Origin of the sequence: Actinomadura latina NBRC 106108, assembly GCF_001552195.1 — a bacterium.
GTDB classification, from domain to species: domain Bacteria; phylum Actinomycetota; class Actinomycetes; order Streptosporangiales; family Streptosporangiaceae; genus Spirillospora; species Spirillospora latina.
Window position 1 is genome coordinate 62,036 of sequence record NZ_BCQS01000032.1, and the last position, 16,222, is coordinate 78,257.

Sequence of the window (16,222 nt, forward strand, 5' to 3'; positions counted from 1 at the left end):
TCGGGAGCGGCGCCCGGCCTCCGCCGCGCCTCAGCCCTCCTGGTCGTTCTTGGTCAGGGACGGCTTGGCGGCGGGCTCGGCGGCTTCTGCGGGGGCCTCAGCGGGCGCTTCCTGCGCTTCCTCGGGCTCGCCCTTGGTGAGGGAGGGCTTGGCCGGCTCGGGGTCGGAGACGGCCTCTGCGGGCTCGTCCGGTTGGTCCTCGTCGGCGAGTTCGTCCTCGTCGGTGAGGAGGACCCCCACCACGGCGCGGATCTTGTCCAGCGAGATGGCGCCGACGCGCAGGACGCGCGGGACGGGCCCCGTCAGGTCCAGGATGGTGGACGGGTCGGCGTGCCCCGACACGCCGCCGTCCAGGTAGACCGAGACGGCGTCGCCGAGCATCTTCTCGGCCTCGTCGGCGTTCCGCGCCGCCGGCTGCCCGCTCAGGTTCGCGCTGCTCACCGCCAGCGGACCGGTCTCCTTGAGGACCTCCACCGCCAGCTCGTGCATCGGCATCCGGACGGCGACGGTCCCCTTGGTCTCGCCGAGGTCCCACATCAGGTTCGGGTTCGCGCGGCACACCAGCGTCAGCGCGCCCGGCCAGAACTCGTCGATGAGGTCCTGCCCGTAGGTGCCGAGGTCGTCCACCAGCGCCGTCGCGGCCCGCACCGACCCGACCAGGACCGGCGGGGGCATCTCCCGGCCCCGCCCCTTCGCCTCCAGCAGCGCCGTCACGGCGGGCGCCACGAACGCGTCCGCGCCCACCCCGTACACGGTGTCCGTCGGCAGGACGATCAGCTCGCCGCGCCGCACGGCCGACACGGCCTCGGCGATCCCGCGAGTACGCTCCATCGGCTCAGAGCAGTCATAACGTCGGCTCACGGTCGCCCGTCTTCCCATCTGCGCGGCGCTCATCGGAACAGCACCGACCAGGATAGCGGCGTATCACTCTGGGGGGACGCCCCCAGACCCCCGCATGACGTCAGTCGGCCGCCAGGCGGGCGGTCACGAACCGGTCGCGGTTGGTCAGGTCGCGGCGGTTGCGGACGTCGCGCCAGCCGTTCTCCTCGGCGAAGATCCAGTAGACGCCGTTGCCCTGCAGGTCGCTGTGCTCGACGGCCACGTAGCCGCCGGGACGCAGGAGGCGCCGGGCGGTGCGCTCGACGACGCGGATCGCGTCCAGGCCGTCCTCGCCGCCGCCCCACAGCGCGTCGGCCGGGTCGTGGTCGCGGACGTCCGGCGGGACGTACTCCCACTCGCTCATCGGGATGTACGGCGGGTTGCTGACGACCAGGTCGACGGTGCCGTTCAGTTCGGGGAGGGCGGTGGCGAAGTCGTCCAGGTGCAGGCGGACGCGGCCCCGCTCGTCCAGTTCCTCGATGTTGCGGGTCGCGTGCACGAAGGCCGTCGGGTCCTTCTCGACGGCGTGGACGCGGGCGCGGGGGGCTTCCAGGGCGATGGAGAGGGAGATCGCGGCGGAGCCGGTGCCGAGGTCGACGACGAGGGGGTCGCGGACGTCCATGTCCCGCAGGGTCTCCAGCGCCCAGCCGGCCATCACCTCGGTCTCGGGACGCGGCACGAAGACGCCGGGACCGACCTTCAGCTCCAGGTACCGGAAGTACGCGCGGCCGGTGATGTGCTGCAGGGGCTCCCCCGCCTCGCGCCGGGCGACGTACTCCCAGAAGCGGGCGTCGAACGCGCTGTCGGGGACGCTGTGCAGCTCCGAGCGGCGCACCTGGTGCACGGCCGCCGCCAGCTCCTCGGCGTCGGCGCGGGGCGAGGCGGCGCCCGCGTCGGCGAGGCGGGCGGTGGCCCTGGCGATCTCGTCGAGCAGCAGGTTCATGGTCCTGCCCTCCGCGGGGGGACGACCCCTCGCGCTCCCCGGGTTCGCTGCGCTCATGATCCTTGGGCTTCGGCCAGGCGGCGTTCCATGTCGGCGTCGACGAGCGCCTGGGTGACGTTGTGGAGGTCCCCGTCCAGCACCTGGTCGAGGTTGTAGGCCTTGTATCCGACGCGGTGGTCGGAGATCCGGTTCTCCGGATAGTTGTAGGTGCGCACCCGCTCGGAGCGGTCCACGGTGCGGACCTGGCTCTTGCGCTCGGCGGACGCGGCCGCGTCCGCCTCCTCCTGCGCCATCGCCAGCAGCCGCGACCGCAGGATGCGCAGCGCCTGCTCCTTGTTCTGCAGCTGGCTCTTCTCGTTCTGGCAGGAGACGACGACACCGGTCGGCTGGTGGGTGATGCGGACCGCGGAGTCGGTCGTGTTGACGCTCTGCCCGCCCGGCCCCGACGAGCGGTACACGTCGATGCGCAGGTCGTTCGGGTCGATCTGGACGTCGACGTCCTCGGCCTCGGGCGTGACGAGCACGCCGACCGCGCTGGTGTGGATGCGTCCCTGCGACTCGGTCGCGGGCACCCGCTGCACGCGGTGCACGCCGCCCTCGAACTTCAGCCGCGTCCAGACGCCCTCTCCCGTGCCGCCCTTGGCCTTCACGGCGACGGTGACGTCCTTGTACCCGCCGAGGTCGGACGGGTGCGCGTCGATGACCTCGGTCTTCCAGCCGATGCGCTCGGCGTACCGCAGGTACATGCGCAGCAGGTCGCCGGCGAACAGCGCGGACTCCTCGCCGCCCTCCCCCGCCTTCACCTGGAGGATGACGTCCTTGGAGTCGCTCGGGTCGCGCGGGACGAGCAGGCGGCGGAGCCGCTCCTCGAGTTCCCCGCGGCGCGCGGCGAGGTCGTCGGCCTCGGCGGCGAACGCCGCGTCCTCACGGGCCAGATCGCGGGCCGCGGCCAGGTCGCCCTCGGTGGAGGCCAGCTCGCGGTGCGTCTCGACGATGGGCCGCAGCTCCGCGTAGCGCTTGCCGAGCTTGCGCGCGAGGGCCTGGTCGGCATGGACGGACGGGTCGGCGAGCCGTTCCTCGATGCCCGCGTACTCACTGATCAGATCGTCGAGATTCACGCTGTTCCTGACCCGTCCCGGCCCGGAGACGGCCTCCGGTTCGCCGACTTCGAAAGGCCCGGGGACTGTGTTCTTCTCATCCGGCCTGTCCGTGGAGCCCCGGCGACGCCGGGCCTCCGAGGATGAAAGTGTTCAGCGTCCCCGGGCCGTTCCTGCTCTGTGTGCGGCGCTCGTCCTACTTGCCGGCCTTCTTCTTGCCGAAGCGCTGCTCGAAGCGCGCCACCCGGCCACCGGTGTCGAGGATCTTCTGCTTGCCCGTGTAGAACGGGTGGCAGTTCGAGCAGACGTCCGCGTGGATCACACCGTTCTCGGCGGTGCTGCGGGTCTCGAACGTGTTGCCGCACGTACACGTCACGGTCGTGACGACGTAGTTCGGGTGGATGTCGGGCTTCATGGGTTCTCCTCGCCTCAGGCGGTCGCCGGGCGCCCTCCGCATCGCATGGCGATGCCATGGGAGATGTGGGGGCGTGAACCGGTACCGCAGCGGTTGCACCTCAAGTGTGCCAGATACCTGAACGTGGCGAGGTCACCGGGCATTCCCGATCTTGGACGGCGGCGCCCGCCGTCACCCGCCGGCGCGCCCCAGGTAGGCCAGCACGGCCATCACCCTGCGGTGCCCGCCCTGCGCGGGCTGCAAATCCAGCTTCATGAAGATGTTCGAGATGTGCTTCTCCACGGCGCCCTCGGTGACCACGAGGTCCGCCGCGATCGCGCCGTTCGAGCGTCCCTGCGCCATCAGCCCGAGCACCTCGCGCTCGCGCGGCGTCAGCGACTCCAGCGGGTCGCCGCCGCGGCGCCGGCCGAGCAGCTGGCCGATCACCTCCGGGTCGATGACGGTCCCGCCGGCCGCGATGCGGCGGACCGCGTCGATGAACTCGGCCACGTCCGCCACCCGCTCCTTCAGCAGGTAGCCGACGCCCTCGGCGCCACCGCCGATCAGATCCGTCGCGTACCGCTCCTCGACGTACTGCGACAGGACGAGGATCGGCGTGCCCGGCCTGCGCTCCCTGACCGCGAGCGCCGCGCGGAGCCCCTCGTCGGTGAACGACGGCGGCATCCGGACGTCCACGATGGCGAGGTCGGGGGCGTGCTCCTCGACGATGCCGAGCAGCCCCGGCCCGTCCCCCACGGTGGCCGCCGTCTCGATCCCGGCGTCGCCGAGCAGCCGGACGAGCCCTTCGCGCAACAGCACCGAATCCTCGGCGATCACAACCCGCATCCCGCCATTATGCGGCGGGCAGGGGGACGTGCTCACCAGGTGCAGGGGAGGTCCGCGCGGACGATGGTGGGGCCGCCGGGCGGGCTGTCCACGATGAGCATGCCGTCGATCGTCGCGGCCCGGTCGGCGAGGCCGGAGAGGCCGCCGCCGGGCCGGGCGGCCGCGCCGCCCACCCCGTTGTCGATCACCTCGACGACCACCCAGCGGTCCTCGCGGGCCACCCGGACGGACACCTCGGTCGCGCGGGCGTACTTCGCGACGTTCGCCAGCGACTCGGCCACGATGAAGTAGGCGATGCTCTCCACCGCCGCCGGCGGGCGCTCCGGCAGGTCGACGTCCACCTCGACGGGCACGGGGGCGCGTCCGGCGAGGCCCGACAGCGCCGGGTCCAGCCCGCGGTCGGTGAGGATCGCCGGGTAGATCCCGCGGGCCAGGTCGCGCAGCTCGGAGATCGCCTCCTTCGTGCCGGCGTGGGCCTGCTCGATCAGCGCCCGCGCGCCCTCCGGGTCCGCGTCGAGCTTGGCGCGGGCGCGTCCGATGTCCATCGCCACGGCCAGCAGCCGCTGCTGCGCGCCGTCGTGCAGGTCGCGCTCGATGCGGCGCCGCTCGAACTCGGCGGCGTCGACTCCGCGGGCGCGGCTGGCCCGCAGGTGCTCGGTGCGCCTGCGCAGCTCGACGTTCTCGGCCTGCGCGGGGCTCGGGCCGAGCAGCAGCGCGGCGAGCACGGTGTGGCCGATCGCCATCGCCCGCGTCACGTACATCGCGATGGCGAGGAACACCGCGCCGAGGGCCATCACCGGGACGGCCTCCAGCGGGTCGCCCGCCCAGTACGAGACGAACCAGAAGTTGATCTCGGCGCCGCCGTTCACCGCGACGACCACCGGCAGGAACAGCGTCATGACCGTCGCCCCCCAGACCGCCGCCGAGACGACGAACTCGACCAGCGTCACCGGGAACAGGACGGCGAGGTAGGCGAGGTCCTTCCAGGTGGCCGCGTCCGCCGCCATGGTCCTGAGCCTGGCCAGCGGGTTGCTGCTCTCGGGCGGCCGCTTGTAGGGGCTCGGGATGCGGACGCCGAACGCCGCCCGGACGAGCTGCCGCTCCAGCGTCGCCCCGAACCGCCACGCGATCATCAGCAGCGCCAGCAGCGGCACCCCCACCCAGACGATCAGCAGCGCGACGGACAGCGGCAGGCCGATGGCGAGCGTGCCGAGCCAGCCGAGCCCGAAGGCCAGGCTGACGGCCAGGTACAGCGCGGAACGCCAGGTCACCGACGACCGCGCCATCGCGAGCGGCGCCCACGAGCCGGTCAGGACGGACGGCGCGTCCCCGCCGCCGCGCGTCGCCGCGGCCCACCGCGTCGCGGCCCGTCCCACGGCGCCGCCACTGCCGGATTCTCTGGTCAGCTCGCCCACATCGTCCTCCGTGCCCCATTCCAACCTACGGGTCCAAGCGTGCCGGGCGGAGGACGCGGCCACCATGACGCGGGCCGCCGGATCGCAGGTGGGGCTAACCCCACCATCCGGCCGGCCGCCGCCACAGCGAACGCCCCCGCCCGGTCGTCCGGGCGGGGGCGTCAGTGCCGTGCTTCAGTGAGCCGTGCTTCAGTGAGCCGTGCGTCAGCGGTCGTCGGAGACCGTGGTCTTCTGCACCTGGAGCAGGAACTCGGCGTTGGACTTGGTCTCCTTCATCTTCTCGATGAGGAGCTCCAGCGCCTGCTGGGTGTCCAGTGCGTGCAGCACCCGGCGCAGCTGCCAGACGACCCGCAGCTCCTCCGGAGCCATGAGGATCTCCTCCTTGCGGGTGGACGACTGGTCGACGTCCACCGCCGGGAAGATCCGCTTGTCGGCCAGGCTCCGGTTGAGCTTCAGCTCCATGTTGCCGGTGCCCTTGAACTCCTCGAAGATGACCTCGTCCATGCGGGACCCGGTCTCCACCAGCGCGGTGGCGAGGATCGTCAGCGAGCCGCCGTTCTCGATGTTGCGCGCGGCGCCGAAGAACCGCTTCGGCGGGTACAGCGCGGTCGAGTCGACACCACCGGACAGGATGCGCCCGGACGCCGGCGCCGCCAGGTTGTAGGCCCGGCCCAGGCGGGTGATCGAGTCGAGCAGCACGACGACGTCGTGGCCCAGCTCGACGAGCCGCTTGGCCCGCTCGATCGCCAGCTCGGCGACCGTGGTGTGGTCCTCGGCGGGACGGTCGAAGGTCGAGTGGATGACCTCGCCCTTCACCGTCCGCTGCATGTCGGTGACCTCTTCCGGACGCTCGTCCACGAGGACGACCATCAGGTGGCACTCCGGGTTGTTCTTGGTGATCGCGTTGGCGATCGCCTGGAGCACCATCGTCTTGCCGGCCTTCGGCGGCGACACGATCAGGCCGCGCTGGCCCTTGCCGATCGGCGACACGAGGTCGATGATCCGCGTGGTCAGGATGCCGGGGTCGGACTCCAGCCGCAGCCGCTCCTGCGGGTACAGCGGGGTCAGCTTGCTGAAATCGACGCGGCCCTTGGCCTGCTCCGGCTCCATCCCGTTGACGGTGTCGAGGCGGACCAGCGCGTTGAACTTCTCGCGCCGCTCGCCCTCGCGGGCCTGCCGGACGGCGCCGGTGATGACGTCGCCCTTGCGGAGGCCGTTCTTGCGGACCTGCGCCAGCGACACGTACACATCGTTCGGGCCGGGCAGGTAGCCGGTCGTCCGGACGAAGGCGTAGTTGTCGAGGATGTCGAGGATGCCCGCGACCGGGATGAGGACGTCGTCCTCGGTGACCACCGGCTCCTCGTAGCGCTCGCGCCCGCCGCGGCCCCGGTTGCGCTCGCGGAACCGGCGCCCGCGCCGGCCCCGGCCGCTGCCGTCGTCATCGTCGTGCTGGCCGCCGCCGCCCTGGTTCTGGCCGCCGCGCTGCCGGCCGCCGCCGCCCTGGTCGCCCCGGTCGCCGCGGTCGCCCCGGTCGCCGCGCTCACCGCGGTCGCCCCGGTCGCGGCCCTCGCCGCGCTCCCGGCCGCCGCGCTGCCGCTGGCGTCCGCCGCCCTCACGGCCCTCGCGGCCGTCGCGGCCCTGCTCCCGGCCGCCGTCGCGGCCGCCCTGGGACTCGCCGTCCTCGCCGTTCTGGTCACGGCCCTGGTCACGGCCCTGGTCGCGGCCCTGCCGCTCGCCGCGTCCCTCGCCGGCCCCCCGGTCCTGCCTGTCGCCGCGCTGACGGCCGCCCTGCCGGTCCGCCCGCTCGGCCCTCTCCGGCCGGTCGGTCTGCTCCGCCTTCTCGGCCTGCTTGTCGGCCGGCTTCTCGGCGGTCTTCTCGGCCGCGCCCTGCTCGGCGGCCGGCGCGGCGGCCGCGCCGGCGGTGACCTGGTCGTCGGCGGCCTCGCGCTTGGCGGCCGTGGTGCGGGTCCGCCGGGGGCGCTCGGTCTTCGGCGGGGCAGCGGCTCCCTGCTCGCCCCCCGCCGAGCCCTGCTCCTGGCCGCCGCCCTGCTTCTCCTGGATGGCGGCGATGAGCTGGCTCTTGCGCATCCCGGTCACGCCGGTGATGCCGAGGCTGGACGCGAGCGCCTTGAGTTCGGGCAGCACCATGGCCGAGAGGCCGGTGCCCGCCCGGCGGCGCCGGGGGGTGGCGGGCTCCGCGCCGGCCTGCGCGGCGTCGGCGGGTCCCGTGCTGGGTGCGTCCGTAAGGAGTTCGCTGGATTCGCTCACTAAGGGTCCTTCCCAGGGAGCGGGCGTTGGCCGGCGTTCGGCCAGTCGACCCGGTGGTGCGGCCCGGCGGGGGCGCCGGGACGGGCTCCGCTGATCACGATGGAACCGGGATCTGCGTGTTCTGGGCACAGCCAGATGGTGGACGGGACGTTCCGCTCGTGCGTGTCCCCGGTACCGCCACGTCCGAAGTTGTGTCGCTGGAATGCCTGACAACGGGATGTCACGGTGTCGGGGAGCCTGGTACGCGGGACCGACACGACCGGAGGGTCGAACAGGCGACGCGCGGCTGACGAGCACGCTGCCCCGAACGGGGCATCTGGTGCGGCATTCAGCCTAACATCACCAGGGCACACTGCTATTCCCCAGAGGTCGATGTCTTCGCATTTTACCTGGCGAGGTCGGGCCGGGGCCGGCACCGGCCGGAGCGCCGAGCGGGCCCCGCCCACGGTGCCGCGATCAAGCCCGGACCTCGGGTTCTCCGGTCATGACGCGTGCGCCGCGGGTCGCGACGTCCAACGGGTGTATGTGCCACCCTTTACCCACTTCGGGGACTACTGAATCAACTCGTGATGCGTTTGTGAAGGCCAGGACGGTCGGGCCCGCCCCGGAAATCACCGCCGGCACGCCCGCGTCCCGCAGCGTCTTGACGAGCGCGGCGGACTCGGGCATGGCGGGCGCGCGGTAGTCCTGGTGGAGCCGGTCCTCGGTGGCGTCCAGCAGGACGTCCTCGGGCAGCCCCGCGGTGAGCGCCGCGATGAGCAGCGCCGCGCGCCCGGCGTTGGCGGCGGCGTCCGCGTGCGGGACGGTCCCGGGCAGCAGCCCGCGGGCCCGCTCGGTCGCCAGCCGGTGCTCGGGGACCACCGCGACGACCTGGGTGACCTGCGATTCCAGCCGCACGAGACGCGGACCGCCGGGCGTCGTCCAGGCGACGGTCAGGCCGCCCGCGAGACACGGCGCGACGTTGTCGGGATGGCCCTCGATCTCGGTGGCCAGGCACAGCGCGGCCGCGTCGTCGAGCAGCTTCCCGGCGGGGTGCAGCGCGCGGGCCGCGACGATCGCGGCGACGATCGCGGCGGACGACGAGCCGAGCCCGCGGCTGTGCGGGATCCGGTTGCGGCAGCGCAGCCGGATCCCCGGCGGCCGGGCGGGGCCGGATCCGGCCAGGTCATCGAGGAGGTCGAAGGTGCGGCGCAGCACCTTCACGATCAGGTGCCGCTCGCCCCGGTCGGCGACCTCGGGGCCCTCGCCGTCCACCTCGATGGCCACCCCGCCGGACGTCCCGCCGGTCACCTCGACTTCGACGTCGTCGTACAGGGTCAGCGCGAGGCCGAGCGAGTCGAAGCCAGGGCCCAGGTTGGCGCTCGTCGCGGGGGTCCGCACCAGCACCGGGCCTTCGGTCCAGCCCACGCTTACGTGAGGCCGAGTTCGGCGGCGGCGGAGTGCGCGTCCACCTTGATGGTGGTCGGCGCGGGGGCGCCGGAGATGGCCCAGTCGGGGTCCTTCAGGCCGTTGCCCGTGACCGTGCAGACGACCTTGGAGCCGCGCTGGACGACACCCTGCTCATGCGCCTGCAGCAGGCCCGCGACGCTCGCCGCGGAGGCGGGCTCCACGAAGACGCCCTCCTCGCGGGCGAGGAGGCGGTAGGCGGCGAGGATCTGCCGGTCGGTGACGGAGTCGATCGCGCCGCCCGACTCGTCCCGCGCGGCGACGGCCAGGTCCCAGGAGGCGGGGTTGCCGATCCGGATCGCGGTCGCGATCGTCTGCGGCTTCAGGACGGGCTCGCCCTTCACGAACGGCGCCGCGCCGCTGGCCTGGAAGCCGAGCATGCGCGGGGTCTTCGACGCCTCCTCACCGGCGGCGTACTCCTTGTAGCCCATCCAGTAGGCGGAGATGTTGCCGGCGTTGCCGACGGGCAGGCAGTGGACGTCGGGGGCGTCGCCGAGCGCGTCCACGATCTCGAACGCCGCCGTCTTCTGCCCCAGCAGCCGGTACTTGTTGACCGAGTTGACGAGCGCCACCGGGTAGTCGACCGACAGTTTCTGCGCCAGTTCGAGGCAGTCGTCGAAGTTGCCGTCGACCTGCAGCAGCCGCGCGCCGTGCACCAGCGCCTGCGCCAGCTTGCCCATCGCGATCTTGCCGGCCGGGACGAGGACCGCGCAGGTCATCCCGGCCCGCACCGCGTAGGCGGCGGCGGACGCCGAGGTGTTGCCTGTCGAGGCGCAGATCACCGCCTTCGCGCCGTCCTCGGCGGCCTTGCTGATCGCCATCGTCATGCCGCGGTCCTTGAACGAACCGGTCGGGTTGGCCCCCTCGACCTTGAGGTACACCTCGCAGCCGGTCAGCTGGGACAGCCGTGGGGCGGGCAGCAGCGGGGTGCCGCCCTCCAGCAGCGTGACGACCGGTGTCTTGTCCGTCACCGGAAGCCGGTCGCGGTACTCCTCGATGAGGCCACGCCACACGCGGGCGTTCGGGTTCACGTCGGTCTCCTGGTATGACCTGGGATGTTGCCCGGAGTGTACCGGGGCCGGCCCGGGCGCTCCGAGCCCCGGTCCGGCCGGCTCACTCGTCGCCCTCGACGCGCATCACGCTCGTCACAGCCCGCACGATCTCCAGCCCGCGCAGGCCCTCCATCGTCGCGGTCAGCGCCGCGTCCGGGGCCCGGTGCGTCACGACGACGAGCTGCGCCTCCTCGCCCAGCCCGACCTGCCGGACGGCCTGGATCGACACCCCGTGCCTGGCGAACTCCTCGGCGACCGTGGCCAGCACACCGGCCTCGTCCGTCACGTCCACCTGGATGTAGTAGCGCGTGACCGTCTCGCCCATCGGCAGGACGGGAAGCTTCGCGTACGTGACCTCGACCGGGCCCGGTGTACCGCCGGCCACGTTCCGAGCCACCGCGACCAGGTCGCCGAGGATGGCGGACGCCGTCGGAGCGCCCCCCGCACCCGCGCCGTAGAACATGAGCGAGCCCGCGGACTCGGCCTCCACGAACACCGCGTTGTAGGCCTCGCGGACACTCGCCAGTGGGTGCGACCTCGGAATCATCGCCGGATACACGCGAACGGACACGCCGCGGCCGTTCCGTCCGTCCGCCGAAGGGATGCGCTCGCAGATGGCCAGGAGCTTGACGACGCAGTCCATCCCCTTGGCGCCGGCCACGTCCGCGGCACTCACCTCGGTGATGCCCTCACGATGGACGTCCGCGGCCGTGACGGGCGTGTGGAAGGCGAGCTGCGCGAGGATCGCCGCCTTCGCCGCCGCGTCGAAACCCTCCACATCGGCCGTCGGATCGGCCTCCGCGTAGCCGAGCGACTGCGCCTCCTCCAGCGCGTCGTTGAAACCGGCGCCGTGCGTGTCCATCTGGTCGAGGATGTAGTTCGTGGTGCCGTTCACGATGCCGAGCACCCGGTGCACGTGGTCGCCGACCAGCGAGTCCCGCAGGGGCCGCAGCAGCGGGATCGCGCCCGCGACGGACGCCTCGTAGTAGAGGTCGGCGCCGTACTCCCGCGCCGCCGCGAACAGCGTCGCGCCGTCCTCGGCCAGCAGCGCCTTGTTCGCCGTGATGACCGACTTGCCGGACTTCATCGCCTCCAGCATCAGCGTCCGCGCCGGTTCGATGCCGCCGATGACCTCGATGACGATGTCGACGTCGTCCCTGGTCACCAGGGCCTGCGCGTCCGTCGTCAGCAGCTCCTTCGGAACCCCCGAGCGGACCCGGTCCGGCCGCCGGACGGCGATCCCCGCCAGCTCCAGCGGCGTCCCGACGCGCGCGGCCAGGTCGTCCGCCTGCTCGATCAGCAGCCGGACGACCTCCGTGCCGACCACGCCGCATCCGAGCAGCGCCACGCGCAGTCCGCGTTTCACGCTTCGACCTCCGCATCGAGCCGCAGCATGTCCTCCGCGCCCTCCCGGCGGACGATCACGCGCGACCTGCCGTCCCTCACCGCCACCACGGCGGGCTTCGGGACGTGGTTGTAGTTGCTGGCCATCGACCGACAGTACGCACCGGTCGCCGCCACCGCCACCAGGTCCCCCGCCGCAAGATCTTCGGGGAACCACAGGTCCCGCACCACAATGTCGCCGCTTTCGCAGTGCTTCCCGACAAGCCTACTGAGCATGGGTGATGCGTCGGACGACCTGCTCGCGAGCACGCCGGTGTACTCGGCGCCGTACAGCGCGGTGCGCAGGTTGTCGCTCATGCCGCCGTCCACGGAGACATAGGTGCGCAGGCCCTCGACGTCCTTGACCGTCCCGACCTCGTACAGCGTGACGCCGCCCGGGCCGATGATCGCCCGTCCCGGCTCCACGGTCAGCCGCGGCATCGCCAGGTCGTACGCCTTGCACTCGCGGGCCACGATGTCCCTGAGCCCGTCCGCGATGGACTTGGGGTCGTGCGGCTCCTCGCCCGGCACGTAGGCGATCCCGTAACCGCCGCCCAGGTCGAGCTCCGGAAGCTCGACGCCGTGCTCGTTCCGGATCGCCACCAGCAGCTCCGCGAGCCGGTGCGCGGCGACCTCGAACCCGTCCACGTCGAAGATCTGCGACCCGATGTGACTGTGCAGCCCGACCAGTTCGAGCTGCTGCAGATCCAGAACCCTGCGCACCGCCTCCAGCGCGGCACCGGAACTCCGCGAGAACCCGAACTTCTGGTCGTCATGAGCGGTCGCGATGAACTCGTGGGTGTGCGCCTCCACCCCCGTGGTGACGCGCACCATCACCTTGGCCCGGACACCCTTCTCCTGGGCGAGATACGCCACCCGGGCGATCTCCTCGAACGAATCCAGCACGATCCGCCCTACCCCGACCTCAAGGGCCTGCTCCAGCTCCCAGGACGCCTTGTTGCTCCCGTGCAACGTGATGCGCTCCGTGGGGAACCCCGCCGCCAAAGCAACCGCGAGCTCACCCCCGCTGCACACGTCCAGCCCGAGCCCCTCCTCGTTGAGCCACCTGGCGACGGCCGTACACAGGAAGGCCTTGCCCGCGTAGTGGACGTCCCCGTCATGGAACGCCGTCACATACTCCCTGGCCCGGCTCCGGACGTCCTCCTCGTCATAGACGTACAGAGGCGTCCCGTACTCCTTGGCCAGATCCCTGACATCGACGCCGCCGACCGTCAGGACGCCGTCCTCCCGCCGGGCGCCGCGCGGCCACACGGCCGGCTCCAGGGCGTTCAGATCCTCCGCCGGCCCCACGGGATGGTCCTCGGGAAGGACGTCGGCGTGCCGCGGCCCAGCAGGGTGTACTCGACTCATATCCGCTCTCTAGGGGTCTCACCGATCATGTTCAGCCCGTTGCCGAGGACGGTCTCCACCGCCCGCGCCAGCCCCACCCGCCCCGGAAGGGGCTCCTCATCGCCCTTCGGGACCGCGGGACACCTCTCGTGCACGTCGTGGTACGCCTCGGCCACTCTCTCCAAACAGAACATCAGCGGCCTGGCATCCCGTTCCCGCTCCGCCTGCCCGGCCCGCCCCGGCACGTCCCCCAGCGCCCACACGAGCTCGGCCTCCAGCTCCCCCGCCCTGAGCACCCCGCCCCCGACCCCGAGCTCACGCGCCCACCGCCCCACCCAGCAGGCCCGCGCATAGGCATAACGGACGGAGAACCCGGGATTCGCGAACGTCCGGGGCCACTCGTCCCACGCCTTCGCCGGCACCCTCGCGACCCCGTAGCGAGGATCGGCGAGAATCCCGTCCACCATCTCCCCGGCCCCGAGCACGACCCGGACGAACCCGGGCCCGCTGACCACACCCCCGGCCCGCCGCGCGACCACCTCGGGATCAACCCCCAGCCGCAGCGCCACCGGACTCTCGAAGACCCCGCGCCCCCGCCCGAAGACGACAACGCTCTCCGGCACCGCGACGTCGATCTCCCCCTCGGCCACGGCGTCCCGCACCGCGCGCACAAGAGCGTCGCCCACACCGGCTGGAGTCACCCTGGTGAGACTATCCGACCACTATTTGGACACGGCAGCGAGTTTCCGCACCGTCTGGATGAGCTGATTCGGATCGAACGGCTTGGTCACGTAGGCGTCGACACCGATCTCATGCCCCCGCCGCACATCGTGCTCCTGCGCCCGCGCAGTGATCAACACGACCCGGATGTGCGCGGTCCCCGGGTCCTCCCGCAGCTTCACCGCGGTGACCCACCCGTCCAGCCTGGGCATCATCACATCCAGCGTGATCACGTCCGGCCGGGCCTCGCCCACCTTCTCCAGGCAGTCCTGACCGTCCACCGCGGTCGACACCTCGAACCCCTCCAGTTGCAGGTTCACGGCGATGAGCTGGCGGATCACCTCGTCATCATCGACGACCAGCACGCGTCCCAGTGGCTCGGTCACGGCCTCGAAGTTAGCCCACTCCCACCCTCCGGCGCACGGCGAAATACCAGGTGCGCGTCACCCCACCAACCCTGGTAACCTTCTACCGCGCCACACAAGGACGCAAGGGCCCCCTTAGCTCAGGGGATAGAGCAACGGCCTCCGGAGCCGTGTGCGCAGGTTCGAATCCTGCAGGGGGCACCTTCCAAGGACCGGCCGGTTCCGTGCTTGACCTGCGGAAACCGGCTTTCGTCGTTCATGGGCCAGGCGACATCACCCAGGCAACTCATTGGTATTCCGGCTGTCCGGCGTCCGTGCGTCACGTCGGCGCAATCGTGAAGTGCGGGCGAGGCCGACGGTGCGGGCTGTGGTGTGCGAGCACGACCGCCCGCATCCGGCGGTGCGTTAGAGGATTCGGCTTGGTCGGAGCCGTCCGGAGGACATCGACGCCGGCTTGCGGTTGGGCTCGGCTTGCCCGCGCGGGCCATCACCGAGACCCGTACTCCGTCCGGCCTTCTCACCGGGGACGGCGGGAGCGGTGCGCGACGTGCTCAGCACGGCGAGCCATCCGGGTTGATGATCACGGTGTCGGCGGCGCCGCACGTGCAGCCCGATCCCCCGCCCGCGGTGGTCTTGCGGGATTTTGACGAGTTCGGTTCGGGACGGTGCAAGTTCGCGCATTGAATGGTTCCCTGGGGGCGGGTGATGGTTTTGGCGGACGTTCTTGGGCTTTTTGTTTGCGGGGCTGGCGGTGGCGTCTTGAGGCGTGGTTTGCTGGGGTGTACGTGGTTTAGATGGCGGTGTGGTTACGATCCGGGCAACGGCGGGGATCGAATGTGTTCCGGTAGGGGGTGGGACGGCCGCCGGCCAGGGGTGGTACGGGCGGGGTAACATCGTTCGCACAACTAATTGTTTTTTAAACTACACGCACTTTCGGACGCTTTGCGGCAATTCGGCGGCAGGTCAGTGGCGGTATCTCACTGACCGGAGCCGGATAGTGACGAATTGCTCGTTGACGCCTGCTTGTGCGCAGTGTAATGCTCTTCCTCGCCTGCGCCCCGAGGGAGCCTTTTCCAGTTGTCCCCGGGGAGCGGTGACGGCAGGATTCTGGGGAAGGGGCGCGCCCTCATCTGGTCGAGCGGCGTCGCTGGAGAGGGTTGCTCGTGGGGTGCCAACGCGGCGTTGTGGTCATCGAGCCGGTGGAGAGAGCGGAACGCTCCAGTGCGCGACGCGCTGACGAGCGGGCGTGGGGGACGGCCGGCGCGCGAGGGCCCTGAGGCCGGCGGTCCGGGCGCGGACGCCCGGGGTATCGATGGTCGCGGCCGGAGCCGGCGCGACGTCATTCAATGGCACACCCTTTTTCCTTCGAGCTCCCCGAAGGGGACGGCATGACGCGGGACCTGAACAGGAAGATCCGGATAGTGCTCGTCGACGACCATCGGCTGTTCCGGGAGGGCGTCCGCGAAATCCTGTCGGCGACGGGCGACCTCGAGGTCCTGGCCGAGGGCGGGTCCTGCGCGGAGGCCGTGGAACTCGCGGCCGAGCACCGGCCCGACATCCTGCTGCTGGACGTTCACATGCCGGGCATGAGCCCGGTCATGACGGTCCGGCGGGTCGCCGAGGTGGCGCCGGCGACCCGGATCGTCGTGCTGTCGACACGCTCGGACAACGACCTGATGCTCAACCTGGTCGCGGCGGGGGCGGCCGGCTACCTGTCGAAGAACATCGGCGGTTACGAGTTGTGCTCCGACCTCCGATCGCTGGCTGCGGACGGCATGATGTTCGCCGCGCGGGTGCAGCGGAACATCGGCGGGGACGACGCCGTGCGATCCGCGGTGGCATTGACCGATCGGGAGATCGAGGTTCTGCGGCTGGTGAGCAAGGCGATGAGCAATTCGCAGATCGCCATGAACCTATGTGTCAGCGAAGCGACGGTCAAGCGGCATCTGACCAACGCCTTCACCAAGCTGAAGGCGCGGTCGCGGCTCGACGCGGTGAACCGGGCCATTGTGCTCGGCATGCTCGAAGGGCCCGGGAACTGGCCGTTCCTGAGTTGATCTGACG

Annotated in this window: 14 protein-coding genes and 1 tRNA gene; 2 read left to right on the forward strand and 13 right to left on the reverse strand. The window is 71.5% G+C overall.

The annotated features are described in order from the left end of the window. Positions 1-30 precede the first annotated feature (30 nt). The 13 genes from AL2_RS30525 to AL2_RS30585 all read right to left on the reverse strand — a co-directional run bounded on the left by AL2_RS30525 (position 31) and on the right by AL2_RS30585 (position 14,158). Positions 31-831, reverse strand: a complete 801-nt coding sequence (locus tag AL2_RS30525; RefSeq protein ID WP_210748444.1) for an L-threonylcarbamoyladenylate synthase — start codon at positions 829-831, stop codon at positions 31-33. 130 nt (positions 832-961) lie between these two features. Further along, a complete protein-coding gene (prmC, locus tag AL2_RS30530) occupies positions 962-1,822 on the reverse strand; it encodes a peptide chain release factor N(5)-glutamine methyltransferase (protein ID WP_067639761.1) in 861 nt (286 codons plus the stop codon). A 53-nt stretch (positions 1,823-1,875) separates the two neighbouring features. Further along, on the reverse strand, positions 1,876-2,940 hold the full coding sequence (prfA, locus tag AL2_RS30535; protein ID WP_067639763.1) for a peptide chain release factor 1: 1,065 nt from the start codon (positions 2,938-2,940) through the stop codon (positions 1,876-1,878). A gap of 175 nt (positions 2,941-3,115) precedes the next feature. After that, positions 3,116-3,334, reverse strand: a complete 219-nt coding sequence (gene rpmE / locus AL2_RS30540) for a 50S ribosomal protein L31 (RefSeq protein WP_021598595.1) — start codon at positions 3,332-3,334, stop codon at positions 3,116-3,118. 171 nt (positions 3,335-3,505) lie between these two features. Continuing rightward, entirely contained in the window at positions 3,506-4,159 is a 654-nt protein-coding gene (locus AL2_RS30545) for a response regulator transcription factor (RefSeq protein ID WP_067639765.1), read from the reverse strand. 32 nt (positions 4,160-4,191) lie between these two features. Next, complete coding sequence (locus AL2_RS30550; RefSeq protein WP_245667042.1) at positions 4,192-5,574, reverse strand: sensor histidine kinase; 1,383 nt, start codon at positions 5,572-5,574, stop codon at positions 4,192-4,194. 204 nt (positions 5,575-5,778) lie between these two features. Beyond that, complete coding sequence (gene rho / locus AL2_RS30555; protein WP_067639767.1) at positions 5,779-7,842, reverse strand: transcription termination factor Rho; 2,064 nt, start codon at positions 7,840-7,842, stop codon at positions 5,779-5,781. A gap of 456 nt (positions 7,843-8,298) precedes the next feature. After that, on the reverse strand, positions 8,299-9,249 hold the full coding sequence (thrB, locus tag AL2_RS30560; RefSeq protein ID WP_067639769.1) for a homoserine kinase: 951 nt from the start codon (positions 9,247-9,249) through the stop codon (positions 8,299-8,301). 2 nt (positions 9,250-9,251) lie between these two features. Then, entirely contained in the window at positions 9,252-10,319 is a 1,068-nt protein-coding gene (gene thrC / locus AL2_RS30565; protein WP_067639771.1) for a threonine synthase, read from the reverse strand. A gap of 82 nt (positions 10,320-10,401) precedes the next feature. Then, positions 10,402-11,688, reverse strand: a complete 1,287-nt coding sequence (locus AL2_RS30570) for a homoserine dehydrogenase (RefSeq protein WP_083947056.1) — start codon at positions 11,686-11,688, stop codon at positions 10,402-10,404. A 14-nt stretch (positions 11,689-11,702) separates the two neighbouring features. Then, positions 11,703-13,094 (reverse strand): diaminopimelate decarboxylase, encoded by a 1,392-nt coding sequence (lysA, locus tag AL2_RS30575; RefSeq protein WP_067639774.1) that lies wholly within the window; start codon positions 13,092-13,094, stop codon positions 11,703-11,705. Beyond that, the gene (locus tag AL2_RS30580; RefSeq protein WP_067639779.1) at positions 13,091-13,759 is read right to left on the reverse strand and encodes a DALR anticodon-binding domain-containing protein; all 669 of its coding nucleotides are present in this window, start codon (positions 13,757-13,759) and stop codon (positions 13,091-13,093) included. Before AL2_RS30580 ends, lysA begins: the two co-directional genes overlap by 4 nt. Before the next feature lie 36 nt (positions 13,760-13,795). After that, positions 13,796-14,158: a response regulator transcription factor gene (locus tag AL2_RS30585; protein ID WP_067639836.1), complete on the reverse strand. Its 363-nt coding sequence runs from the start codon at positions 14,156-14,158 to the stop codon at positions 13,796-13,798. 129 nt (positions 14,159-14,287) lie between these two features. Between AL2_RS30585 and AL2_RS30590 the strand changes: the two genes are divergently transcribed. Both AL2_RS30590 and AL2_RS30595 read left to right on the forward strand, forming a co-directional pair. Next, a tRNA-Arg gene (locus AL2_RS30590) sits at positions 14,288-14,359 on the forward strand. 1,187 nt (positions 14,360-15,546) lie between these two features. After that, complete coding sequence (locus tag AL2_RS30595; RefSeq protein ID WP_067639780.1) at positions 15,547-16,215, forward strand: response regulator; 669 nt, start codon at positions 15,547-15,549, stop codon at positions 16,213-16,215. Positions 16,216-16,222 lie beyond the last annotated feature (7 nt).